The following is a 12,239-nucleotide window of genomic DNA, read 5'->3' as shown; positions in this document are numbered from 1 at the left end:
ATAGTCATAAGTCATCGGAACATCACTATATAGAGCATATTATCCGCATGAACTATCAAAAATAGCTCATTGGTAACCCTGTTTTGCCGAGTCAGGCGCATCCAGCAGTTGAATAAATGCCTCAAGCGGACGCGTTTTCGCACCACGACGCCAGACCAGCCAGGTTGTTAACCAACGCCATTGCTCAGCTAACGGCCACGCTTCAACCTGGTGATGCCCCGGCATACTTTCCAGCATAGAGCGTGGAATAAGCGCAATGCCTGCTCCTGCGACCACACAGGCCAACATCCCGTGATAAGACTCCATCTCGTGAATAGTTCCCGGAGCGGCACCGTCAGCATGAAACCAGCTTTCGAAGTGGCGACGATACGAACAATTGGCGCGGAAGGCATAAATGTTACTGCCATTCACCTGACTGGCACGGGTTACTGGCGCATGTCCTTGTGGCGTGACGATCATTAGTTCCTCGCGGTATACCGGTATCCCGTCGATGGCAGTATGGTTAATGGGTCCATCAATAAACGCCGCATTCAGTTTTCCCTCCAGCACACCTTCCAGCATAGTGCCGGAAGGGCCGGTGGAAAGTGAAAACTGAATTTTGGGATAACGACGGTTAAATTCCGCCAGCGTGGCCGGAATGCGCACTGCAGCGGTGCTTTCCAGCGATCCCAGAGAAAATAAACCTTGCGGCTCATCGCCAGCGACAACGCTCCGCGCTTCATCCACTAACGTGAGAATTTGTTGGCTATAGCGTAAAAAGTTATGCCCGGCAGGCGAGAGACGTAAACGCTGATTCTCGCGAATAAACAGATCAACCCCCAGTTCTGTTTCCAGCTGGCGTAGACGGGTAGTGAGATTCGACGGCACGCGATGCACTTTTGCTGCAGCCTGGGTAATGCTGCCAGCTTCGGCAACCGCGTTGAACATCTCCAGTTGGGTCAGATCCATAGCATTCTCGATTCGTGAATAAGTGGCTTAATATTATTCATTTTAAAGCAAGAGTAAATCTGCGTATCTTCATACCATGACTCATAAAGGAGATACCCCGATGACCATTACTCCGGCAACTCATGCAATTTCGATAAATCCTGCCACCGGTGAACAACTTTCTGTGCTGCCGTGGGCTAGTGTTGACGATATCGAAAACGCGCTTCAGCTGGCAGCAGCAGGCTTTCGCGACTGGCGCGAGGCAAATATAGATTATCGTGCTGAAAAACTGCGTGATATCGGTAAGGCTCTGCGCGCCCGTAGCGAAGAAATGGCGCAAATGATCACCCGTGAAATGGGCAAACCAATCAACCAGGCGCGCGCTGAAGTGGCGAAATCGGCGAATTTGTGTGACTGGTATGCAGAACATGGTCCAGCAATGCTGAAGGCAGAACCTACGCTGGTGGAAAATCAGCAGGCGGTTATTGAGTATCGACCGTTGGGGACGATTCTGGCGATTATGCCGTGGAATTTTCCGTTATGGCAGGTGATGCGTGGCGCTGTTCCCATCATTCTTGCTGGTAACGGCTACTTACTTAAACATGCGCCGAATGTGATGGGCTGTGCACAGCTCATTGCCCAGGTGTTTAAAGATGCGGGTATCCCACAAGGCGTATATGGCTGGCTGAATGCCGACAACGACGGTGTCAGTCTGATGATTAAAGACTCGCGCATTGCTGCTGTCACAGTGACCGGAAGTGTTCGTGCTGGAGCGGCTATTGGCGCACAGGCTGGAGCGGCACTGAAAAAATGCGTACTGGAACTGGGTGGTTCGGATCCGTTTATTGTGCTTAACGATGCCGATCTGGAACTGGCGGTGAAAGCGGCGGTAGCCGGACGTTATCAGAATACCGGACAGGTTTGTGCAGCGGCAAAACGCTTTATCATCGAAGAGGGAATTGCTTCGGCATTTACCGAACGTTTTGTGGCAGCTGCGGCAGCCTTGAAAATGGGCGATCCCCGTGATGAAGAGAACGCTCTCGGACCAATGGCTCGTTTTGATTTACGTGATGAGCTGCATCATCAGGTGGAAAAAACACTGGCGCAGGGTGCGCGTTTGTTACTGGGAGGGGAAAAGATGGCTGGAGCAGGTAACTACTATCCGCCAACGGTTCTGGCGAATGTTACCCCAGAAATGACCGCGTTTCGGGAAGAAATGTTTGGCCCCGTTGCGGCAATCACCATTGCGAAAGATGCAGAACATGCGCTGGAACTGGCTAATGATAGTGAGTTCGGCCTTTCAGCGACCATTTTCACCACCGACGAAACACAGGCCAGACAGATGGCGGCACGTCTGGAATGCGGTGGGGTATTTATCAATGGTTATTGTGCCAGCGATGCGCGAGTCGCCTTTGGTGGCGTGAAGAAGAGTGGCTTTGGTCGTGAGCTTTCCCATTTCGGCTTACACGAATTCTGTAATATTCAGACGGTATGGAAAGACCGGGTCTGACGCTATATATTCAGCTCTGATATACTCGCAGGTCTTTTCAGACCTGCGGTCCAGGAGTAGAAAGTGGCAGTCGCCATGGATAATGCAATTTTAGAAAACATCTTGCGGCAAGTGCGGCCGCTCATTGGTCAGGGTAAAGTCGCGGATTATATTCCGGCGCTGGCTACGGTAGACGGTTCCCGATTGGGGATTGCTATCTGTACCGTTGACGGACAGCTTTTTCAGGCCGGAGACGCGCAAGAACGTTTTTCCATTCAGTCTATTTCCAAAGTGCTGAGTCTCGTTGTCGCCATGCGTCATTACTCCGAAGAGGAAATCTGGCAACGCGTCGGCAAAGATCCGTCTGGATCACCGTTCAATTCTTTAGTGCAACTGGAAATGGAGCAGGGTATTCCGCGTAATCCGTTTATTAATGCCGGTGCGCTGGTGGTCTGCGATATGTTGCAAGGGCGATTAAGCGCTCCTCGGCAACGTATGCTGGAAGTCGTGCGCGGCTTAAGTGGTGTGTCTGATATTTCCTACGATACGGTGGTAGCGCGTTCCGAATTTGAACATTCCGCGCGAAATGCGGCTATCGCCTGGCTGATGAAGTCGTTTGGCAATTTCCATCATGACGTGACAACCGTTCTGCAAAACTACTTTCATTACTGCGCTCTGAAAATGAGCTGTGTAGAGCTGGCCCGGACGTTTGTCTTTCTGGCGAATCAGGGGAAAGCTATTCATATTGATGAACCTGTGGTGACGCCAATGCAGGCGCGGCAAATTAACGCGCTGATGGCGACCAGCGGTATGTACCAGAACGCGGGGGAGTTTGCCTGGCGGGTGGGACTACCGGCAAAATCTGGCGTTGGTGGCGGTATTGTGGCGATTGTTCCGCATGAAATGGCCATCGCAGTCTGGAGTCCGGAACTGGATGATGCCGGTAACTCGCTTGCGGGCATTGCAGTCCTTGAACAATTGACGAAACAATTAGGGCGTTCAGTTTATTAATGCAGTCTCTCGATCCACTCTTCGCGCGTTTATCCCGTTCAAAATTTCGCTCTCGCTTTCGTTTGGGTGTGAAAGAGCGTCAGTATTGTCTGGAGAAAGGCGCGCCAGTCATTGAACAACATGCGGCGGATTTTGTCGCTAAACGTCTTGCTCCGGCATTACCGGCTAACGACGGTAAGCAAACCCCCATGCGCGGGCATCCGGTTTTTATCGCTCAACACGCCACCGCGACCTGTTGTCGCGGTTGTCTGGCTAAGTGGCATAACATTCCTCAGGGGGAAGCGTTAAGTGAGGAGCAACAACGTTATATTGTGACGGTAATCTACCACTGGCTGGTTATACAGATGAATCAGCCATGATAATTACGGAAATCGATAAAATGGCATTCATTAGGTATCTTTAGTTGCCGCCGTTGTCAGCGAACATGCTATCCTTTCTAAGAATTTACTTATTGCGTTGAGATAATTGCCACCCGCAATTGTATGGACAGATAATTAATGCATGTACAGCCCATTTCAACTTTCCGTTTGTTCCAGGAAGGTCATCTGCTACGTAATAGCATCGCTATTTTTGTGCTAACCACGCTGTTCTATTTTATTGGTGCAGAGTTACGGCTGGTTCACGAACTTTCTCTTTTCTGGCCGCTGAATGGCGTAATGGCGGGGGTGTTTGCCCGCTATGTCTGGCTTAATCGACTGCATTACTATGCGATCAGTTATGTAGCGATGCTGGTTTATGATGCCATAACCACCGAATGGGGGCTGGTTTCACTGGCTATCAATTTCTCCAATATGATGTTTATTGTTACCGTCGCCTTACTGGTCGCGCGGGATAAGCGTCTGGGAAAAAATAAGTATGAGCCAGTAAGTGCCTTACGGCTATTTAATTACTGTCTGCTTGCCGCATTATTATGCGCTATTGTCGGGGCGATTGGTTCGGTCAGTATTGATAGTCTGGATTTCTGGCCTTTGCTTGCCGACTGGTTTAGTGAGCAATTCTCAACGGGCGTGTTGATCGTGCCTTGTATGCTGACGTTGGCAATTCCTGGAGTACTGCCGCGCTTTAAAGCAGAGCAGATGATGCCTGCTATCGCGCTTATTGTGTCGGTTATTGCCTCGGTAGTCATTGGCGGAGCGGGGAGTCTGGCGTTTCCGCTCCCTGCATTAATCTGGTGTGCAGTGCGCTATACGCCGCAGGTAACATGTCTGTTGACCTTTGTCACCGGTGCGGTGGAAGTCGTACTGGTGGCAAATTCGGTGATTGATATCTCGGTCGGTTCGCCGTTCTCCATTCCGCAAATGTTCTCCGCACGTCTCGGTATTGCCACGATGGCGATATGCCCATATGGTTTCCTTTAGCGTGGCAGCGATCAATTCGCTAATGAAGCAAGTTGCGCTGCGAGCCGACTTTGATTTTCTGACTCAGGTTTACTCACGGTCCGGTCTTTATGAGGCGCTGAAAAGTCCATCGCTGAAACAGACACAACATCTGACGGTCATGCTGCTTGATATCGACTATTTCAAAAGCATTAACGATAACTATGGACATGAATGTGGCGATAAAGTGTTAAGCGTGTTTGCCCAGCATATTCAGAAGATTGTCGGTGATAAGGGGCTGGTGGCGCGAATGGGCGGCGAAGAATTTGCTGTTGCAGTGCCGTCGGTGAATCCTGTCGATGGCCTGCTAATGGCGGAAAAAATCCGTAAAGGCGTAGAACTTCAACCGTTCACCTGGCAACAAAAAACGCTTTATCTCACGGTAAGTATTGGCGTCGGTAGTGGTTGCGCATCGTACCGAACGCTGACCGATGACTTTAATAAATTGATGGTCGAAGCCGATACGTGTCTGTATCGCTCGAAGAAAGATGGGCGCAACCGTACCAGCACTATGCGTTACGGTGAGGAAGTTGTCTGACATCTTTATTTACTCAGAGCGAATTAAATGCAATGTGTTCTACCACTTTATGATCCAAGAAAAGGCCTGTTTCCTCGATTAAACCATGATCCGCGCCACACTTTTCTCATAAAACTGCTCATTAATCATCAGGAGTTGATCAAAACAAGGGTTCGGCGTATTAAAGTTTGCTAACCTGTCGTACCAATTCAAACAGGTTGTATGACTAATCAGAAGGGAACCCATTGTGAAAACACTAAATCGTCGCGATTTTCCCGGTGCAAAGTATCCAGAACGTATCATTCAGTTTGGTGAAGGTAACTTCCTGCGCGCCTTTGTTGACTGGCAAATCGATCTCCTGAATGAGCACACCGATCTGAATTCTGGCGTGGTCGTTGTTCGTCCGATTGAAACTTCATTCCCGCCGTCACTGAGCACGCAGGATGGTCTGTATACCACCATTATCCGTGGCCTGAATGAGAAGGGTGAAGCGGTCAGCGACGCGCGTCTGATTCGCTCGGTTAATCGTGAAATCAGCGTCTACAGTGAATACGATGAATTCCTGAAACTGGCTCACAACCCGGAAATGCGCTTTGTTTTCTCTAACACCACCGAAGCGGGTATCAGCTACCATGCGGGCGATAAATTCGATGACGCGCCAGCGGTAAGTTATCCGGCAAAACTGACCCGTCTGCTGTTCGAACGTTTTAGCCATTTCAACGGTGCGCTGGATAAAGGTTGGATCATCATCCCGTGTGAGTTGATTGACTATAATGGCGACGCGTTGCGTGAACTGGTGCTGCGCTATGCGCAAGAGTGGGCACTGCCAGAAGCATTTATTCAATGGCTGGATCAGGCTAACAGCTTCTGTTCTACGCTGGTGGACCGTATCGTTACCGGTTATCCACGTGATGAAGTGGCTAAACTGGAAGAAGAACTGGGCTACCACGATGGTTTCCTCGACACCGCTGAACACTTTTACCTGTTTGTGATTCAGGGGCCGAAATCCTTAGCGACTGAACTTCGTCTGGACAAATATCCGCTCAACGTGCTGATCGTTGACGATATTAAACCGTATAAAGAACGCAAAGTGGCAATCCTCAACGGTGCGCACACCGCGCTGGTGCCGGTGGCGTTCCAGGCAGGGCTGGATACCGTAGGTGAAGCGATGAATGATGCTGAAATTTGCGCATTCGTTGAAAAAGCCATCTACGAAGAAATTATTCCGGTACTGGATTTGCCACGCGATGAGCTGGAGTCTTTCGCCAGTGCAGTCACCGGACGTTTCCGTAACCCGTACATCAAGCATCAACTGCTGTCTATCGCGCTCAACGGTATGACCAAGTTCCGCACACGCATCCTGCCGCAGCTGCTGGCAGGGCAGAAGGCAAACGGCACACTTCCGGCGCGCCTTACTTTCGCATTAGCGGCATTGATTGCGTTCTATCGCGGTGAGCGTAATGGAGAAACATATCCGGTACAGGACGATGCACACTGGCTGGAACGTTATCAGCAACTCTGGAGCCAATATCGTGACCGTGTTATCGGGACCCAGGAACTGGTAGCGATTGTGTTGGCAGAAAAAGACCACTGGGAGCAGGACCTGACGCAAGTGCCTGGTCTGGTCGAGCAGGTTGCTAATGACCTGGATGCGATTCTCGAAAAAGGGATGCGCGAAGCTGTACGCCCGTTGTGCTAATACTCTGAACCCGGTTTCGACCGGGTTTCTTATTTCACTATATTAGTTACAACATCCTATGCGCCTTTATCATTAACAGGTGCCACATGCAGCACCTGTTAATGTTGTAAGCTTGTAGGTAATTTGTAAGTAGTGTCTTGAGAATGTGATCGTAATCACGTTTAATAGGGCGACTTTTCCACGCCTGAAGATAACCATGATTGTTCGTCCACAACAACACTGGCTGCGCCGTATTTTTGTCTGGCACGGTTCAGTATTATCCAAGATATCCTCGCGCTTACTACTCAATTTTCTCTTTTCTATCGCTGTTATTTTCATGCTGCCCTGGTACACGCATTTGGGCATTAAATTCACCCTCGCACCGTTCAGCATTCTCGGTGTCGCCATCGCCATTTTTCTTGGTTTTCGTAATAATGCCGGTTACGCCCGTTACGTTGAAGCGCGAAAACTTTGGGGGCAGTTGATGATTGCCTCGCGGTCGTTACTGCGCGAGGTAAAAACGACATTGCCGGATTCGGCAAGTGTAAGGGAGTTTGCCCGGCTGCAAATCGCCTTCGCCCACTGTTTACGCATGACATTACGCAAACAGCCACAGGCGGAAGTGCTGGCTCATTATCTCAAGACTGAAGATCTTCAGCGTGTACTGGCTTCGAACTCTCCAGCTAACCGTATCTTGTTAATAATGGGGGAGTGGTTGGCGGTTCAGCGACGCAATGGACAACTTTCAGATATCCTGTTTATTAGCCTCAACGATCGGCTTAATGATATTTCAGCGGTCCTGGCAGGATGCGAGCGCATTGCCTATACGCCAATTCCCTTTGCCTACACCCTGATTTTGCATCGCACCGTGTATCTGTTTTGTATCATGCTGCCGTTTGCGCTGGTCGTGGACCTGCATTACATGACGCCTTTTATCTCTGTGCTGATTTCCTACACTTTTATTTCGCTGGATTGTCTGGCGGAAGAACTGGAAGATCCCTTCGGTACTGAAAACAATGATTTACCGCTGGATGCCATCTGCAACGCTATTGAAATTGACCTGTTACAGATGAACGATGAAGCAGAAATTCCAGCGAAAATTCTTCCCGATCGCCATTACCAGCTGACGTGATAATTACTCCGTACGGCGGGCAACAATAAACAGACGCGGAAATGCCAGCAATATCTGTCCGTTCTCCTGGAGGGGATATTGCTCTTCCAGCATCTGATGGTAGCGCGTAAGAAAATGCTGCTGTTCGCTCTCGGTCAGATCCTGTAACCACGGACGTAATCCAGTGGCGGTCACCCAATCGATAATCGCCTGGTGCGACGGCATCTGGTGATAGTAAGTGGTTCGCCAGATATCGACCTCACATCCGGCTTCACTCAGAATATCGTAGTAAGCATGAACGCCAGCCAGCGGCTCACGCCCGCGATCCGGGTAGTTTTGTTCCCAGGCAACTTCGCGCATGAGCACATGGGTCGGCTCCAGCCAGTTATCTGGCATCTGTACTGCCAGCACGCCCAGCGGACTGAGTAACGAAACGTTCAGCGGCAAAGTGCAGATATAAAGAGGGGTTCCAGTCAGACATTTTTTTACTCCCGTCAGCGCGTTACCCCAATTGTAGATAAAACTGATAAATTCGCCTCACGGCATCACCCCATTGAACAGACGTTTTTTACGCGGCCAGGTCATTAAGATTACAGATTCCGGTAGTCAAAGAAGCCACCGCATTAGGATGTGCTTTTTTAAATCCTCCTTTTTATCCGCGATCGCGGATATCGCAGCGTTTATCCCGTAGAGCGGATAAGATGTGTTTCCAGATTGACTTTATCCTCACTAAAGGATAAAACTGATAATATCCCCTTAAGCGGATAAATTTGCTGTGGACGTATGACATGATGAGCTTTCAGAAGATCTATAGCCCAACGCAATTGGCGAATGCAATGAAACTGGTTCGCCAGCAAAACGGCTGGACGCAGAGCGAGTTGGCGAAAAAAATCGGCATTAAGCAGGCGACAATTTCCAATTTCGAAAACAATCCTGACAATACCTCGCTCACGACATTTTTTAAGATTTTACAGTCGCTTGAACTCTCAATGACGCTATGCGACGCGAAAAATGCCTCGCCAGAAGCAGCAGAACAGCAAGATTTGGAGTGGTAATGCCTAAACTAGTCACTTGGATGAACAACCAGCGGGTAGGCGAGTTAACGAAGTTAGCCAACGGCGCGCACACCTTTAAGTATGCACCTGAGTGGTTAGCCAGCCGTTATGCCAGACCGTTGTCACTTTCGCTGCCATTGCAGAGGGGGAATATCACCTCTGATGCCGTATTTAACTTCTTCGATAACCTGTTACCCGATAGCCCGATTGTACGTGACCGGATCGTTAAACGTTATCATGCTAAATCCAGACAACCGTTTGATTTATTGTCAGAAATAGGGCGAGATAGCGTTGGTGCCGTGACGTTAATCCCCGAAGATGAAACCGTAACGTGTCCGATAATGGCATGGGAAAAGCTTACTGAAGCCAGACTTGAAGAAGTATTAACGGCTTATAAAGCAGATATCCCGTTAGGCATGATTAGAGAAGAAAATGACTTTCGCATCTCGGTTGCTGGCGCACAGGAGAAGACTGCGCTGTTCAGAATAGGCAATGACTGGTGCATTCCGAAGGGAATAACGCCAACGACGCACATTATCAAATTGCCGATTGGCGAAATCAGACAGCCCAATGCGACGCTCGATCTTAGCCAAAGCGTTGATAATGAGTATTACTGTTTGCTGCTGGCGAAAGAACTCGGGTTGAATGTTCCGGACGCAGAAATCATTAAAGCGGGAAGGGTGCGCGCGTTAGCGGTCGAACGTTTTGACAGGCGTTGGAATACTGAGCGAACGGTTTTACTTCGCTTGCCACAGGAGGATATGTGCCAGACATTCGGTTTACCTTCATCGGTGAAATATGAATCAGATGGAGGCCCCGGTATCGCGCAAATTATGGCTTTTTTGATGGGGTCCAGCGAGGCGCTGAAAGATCGCTATGATTTTATGAAGTTTCAGGTCTTCCAGTGGTTGATTGGCGCAACGGATGGCCATGCAAAAAACTTCTCCGTATTTATTCAGGCTGGCGGCAGTTATCGGCTCACACCATTTTATGACATCATTTCGGCATTTCCGGTCCTTGGCGGTACGGGAATACACATCAGCGATCTCAAACTGGCAATGGGGCTTAACGCATCCAAAGGCAAAAAAACGGCAATCGATAAAATTTATCCGCGACATTTTCTGGCGACAGCAAAGGTGCTGAAATTCCCGGAAGTGCAGATGCATGAAATCCTGAGTGACTTTGCCAGAATGATTCCGGCAGCACTGGATAACGTGAAGACTTCATTACCGACAGATTTTCCGGAGAACGTGGTGACGGCAGTTGAAACCAATGTGTTGAGGTTGCACGGTCGGTTAAGCCGAGAATACGGTATTAAGTAAGATATGGGGTTTTGGTCGTTGTTAATGAGCAGAACAAATCATGAACCGCCAACGACTGGATTCTCCCTTGGTTTATGTTGGTGCGCATAATGTATATTATGTTAAATTGAATTTGAGTGATGCGAAGCGATTTTCCGGTCGTCGTTATTACTTCAGGGTTCCAGAACATAAAGCCTCTCCTCTTTCATGATTGGCCTGTGCATACCGGATATAGGCTGGCTGGTATGCAGGTTTGCCGTTTGCCGCATCTTCCCTGCGTTGAAGAGTCAGGCTGGCAAACCGCGTGCAAATGAACACCCCCTCTTTTCATCAACACTTCAGACAGCTTGCGGGAATGAGTCCACTCCGGTATCAGAAATGGCTACGCCTCAATGAAGCCAGGCGACTGATGCTGAATGAACATTACGATGTCACCACTGCAGCCTATGTTGTCGGTTACGAAAGCTTATCCCATTTCAGTCGGGAATATTCGCGGATGTTTGGAGAGTCACCTAAGAGAGATATTACCAGGTTAAGAAAGTCTGTCGGTCAGCTTTAATAAACCCTGCACTTATCTGTTTAGAGCAATTCCGTGTTAGTTTCACCAGGCAAACATTAACCATAGCTAATGTTTATAGCCATATAAACTATTAGTACCTCTTGACCTTTCCTGACACTTCCCTTGTTCGCAATAATATTCTGTTTAGTCGCTGTTTATAAATAACATGCATAATGAAATCGTCATGTTATTTAGCGACATAAAATGTTTTTACAAATACTCTCTACAACAAGTGCAGCAATAAACTTGTTGTGAATAGGTGTCCTTGTAATTTAAAGATATTATCATTCTTCGTGAAATGTAATAACCATGGAAACTATATTCTCAGGGCAACATCCAATCAAGAATGATTCTTGTTTTATAAGCAATAACAGAATAACTTAATTGTTAACTCTCTTTATTCAGCTACTTAAATATAAATTTTGGAGAATTATGAAACTCAAACATGTCGGTATTATTGTCGTTTCTGTGTTGGCGATGTCGTCTGCTGCGGTAAGCGCAGCCGAGGGTGATGAATCAGTAACGACCACTGTTAATGGCGGTGTAATTCATTTTAAAGGTGAAGTGGTAAATGCCGCTTGTGCGATTGATTCAGAATCAATGAACCAAACGGTTGAGCTGGGTCAGGTTCGTTCTTCTCGCCTGGCTAAAGCGGGTGACCTCAGCTCCGCCGTTGGCTTCAATATCAAGCTGAATGATTGTGATACCAATGTTTCCAGTAATGCAGCTGTTGCATTCCTGGGTACTACTGTCACCAGTAATGACGATACATTAGCGCTGCAGAGTTCAGCGGCAGGCTCTGCCCAAAATGTCGGTATCCAAATTTTGGACCGTACAGGGGAGGTATTAGTACTTGATGGTGCTACTTTTAGCGCTAAAACTGACTTGATTGATGGCACGAATATACTGCCGTTCCAGGCTCGTTATATTGCTCTCGGGCAGTCAGTAGCTGGTACTGCAAACGCTGATGCGACCTTCAAAGTTCAATATCTATAATTCACTCTTAAGGTGACTATGCGTCATCTGAAATTGAAACAGGGTGTGTGTGGCATGGCTACGCACACCCGAGAAATTCACCAATGTTCATCTCATTATTAATGAAAAATGGTTTGTATTTTGGAGTGGTATGAAAAATCACATAATATCTAAACGATCAATAAACAACAGTAGTTAAACTTGCTGTTATTTAAAATATTTACTTGGTAGCAAGGTTTT

9 protein-coding genes and 3 pseudogenes are annotated in these 12,239 nt (G+C 48.3%); 10 read left to right on the top strand and 2 right to left on the bottom strand.

Going from position 1 to position 12,239, the window contains the following annotated elements; all coding sequences use genetic code 11:
• Nucleotides 1-66: 66 nt before the first annotated feature.
• The gene (gene ptrR / locus ACJHYO_RS10340) at nt 67-948 is read right to left on the bottom strand and encodes a putrescine utilization regulator PtrR (RefSeq protein ID WP_000366517.1); all 882 of its coding nucleotides are present in this window, start codon (nt 946-948) and stop codon (nt 67-69) included.
• 100 nt (nt 949-1,048) lie between these two features.
• Here ptrR and sad point away from each other — a divergent pair, with 100 nt between their 5' ends.
• The 6 genes and pseudogenes from sad to ACJHYO_RS10310 all read left to right on the top strand — a co-directional run bounded on the left by sad (nt 1,049) and on the right by ACJHYO_RS10310 (nt 8,130).
• On the top strand, nt 1,049-2,437 hold the full coding sequence (sad, locus tag ACJHYO_RS10335) for a succinate-semialdehyde dehydrogenase (RefSeq protein WP_071343035.1): 1,389 nt from the start codon (nt 1,049-1,051) through the stop codon (nt 2,435-2,437).
• 63 nt (nt 2,438-2,500) lie between these two features.
• Nucleotides 2,501-3,427, top strand: coding sequence for a glutaminase B (gene glsB, locus ACJHYO_RS10330; RefSeq protein ID WP_000257409.1), 927 nt, complete (start codon nt 2,501-2,503; stop codon nt 3,425-3,427).
• Nucleotides 3,427-3,786 carry a DUF4186 domain-containing protein gene (locus ACJHYO_RS10325; protein WP_001191031.1) on the top strand — a complete coding sequence of 120 codons (360 nt, stop codon included), beginning with the start codon at nt 3,427-3,429 and terminating at the stop codon, nt 3,784-3,786. Before glsB ends, ACJHYO_RS10325 begins: the two co-directional genes overlap by 1 nt.
• 138 nt (nt 3,787-3,924) lie before the next feature.
• Nucleotides 3,925-5,341 (top strand): annotated as a pseudogene (locus tag ACJHYO_RS10320) (diguanylate cyclase domain-containing protein).
• A 226-nt stretch (nt 5,342-5,567) separates the two neighbouring features.
• Nucleotides 5,568-7,019: a tagaturonate reductase gene (gene uxaB, locus ACJHYO_RS10315; protein WP_001764530.1), complete on the top strand. Its 1,452-nt coding sequence runs from the start codon at nt 5,568-5,570 to the stop codon at nt 7,017-7,019.
• Nucleotides 7,020-7,215: 196 nt separating this feature from the next.
• A complete protein-coding gene (locus ACJHYO_RS10310) occupies nt 7,216-8,130 on the top strand; it encodes a bestrophin family protein (RefSeq protein WP_001313828.1) in 915 nt (304 codons plus the stop codon).
• Between the two features lie 3 nt (nt 8,131-8,133).
• On the opposite strand, the pseudogene ACJHYO_RS10305 reads toward ACJHYO_RS10310, so the two are convergent.
• Nucleotides 8,134-8,553 (bottom strand): annotated as a pseudogene (locus ACJHYO_RS10305) (trans-aconitate 2-methyltransferase); the annotation flags it as partial.
• 344 nt (nt 8,554-8,897) lie between these two features.
• Here ACJHYO_RS10305 and hipB point away from each other — a divergent pair.
• From hipB to fimA, 4 genes and pseudogenes are all read left to right on the top strand, one after another.
• Nucleotides 8,898-9,164 (top strand): type II toxin-antitoxin system antitoxin HipB, encoded by a 267-nt coding sequence (gene hipB / locus ACJHYO_RS10300; RefSeq protein WP_001304368.1) that lies wholly within the window; start codon nt 8,898-8,900, stop codon nt 9,162-9,164.
• Nucleotides 9,164-10,486, top strand: coding sequence for a type II toxin-antitoxin system serine/threonine protein kinase toxin HipA (hipA, locus tag ACJHYO_RS10295; RefSeq protein ID WP_001125428.1), 1,323 nt, complete (start codon nt 9,164-9,166; stop codon nt 10,484-10,486). The genes hipB and hipA overlap by 1 nt, the downstream gene beginning before the upstream one ends.
• Before the next feature lie 271 nt (nt 10,487-10,757).
• Nucleotides 10,758-11,024, top strand: a pseudogene (locus ACJHYO_RS10290) (helix-turn-helix domain-containing protein); the annotation flags it as partial.
• 432 nt (nt 11,025-11,456) lie between these two features.
• Nucleotides 11,457-12,020, top strand: a complete 564-nt coding sequence (gene fimA, locus ACJHYO_RS10285; protein ID WP_001296074.1) for a type 1 fimbrial major subunit FimA — start codon at nt 11,457-11,459, stop codon at nt 12,018-12,020.
• The last annotated feature ends 219 nt before the right edge of the window (nt 12,021-12,239 follow it).

The sequence above is a fragment of the Escherichia sp. WS1118 genome, from assembly GCF_046487695.1.
GTDB classification, from domain to species: domain Bacteria; phylum Pseudomonadota; class Gammaproteobacteria; order Enterobacterales; family Enterobacteriaceae; genus Escherichia; species Escherichia coli.
Note: the sequence above shows the minus strand (reverse complement) of the source record. Positions and strands in the feature narration are given on the sequence as shown.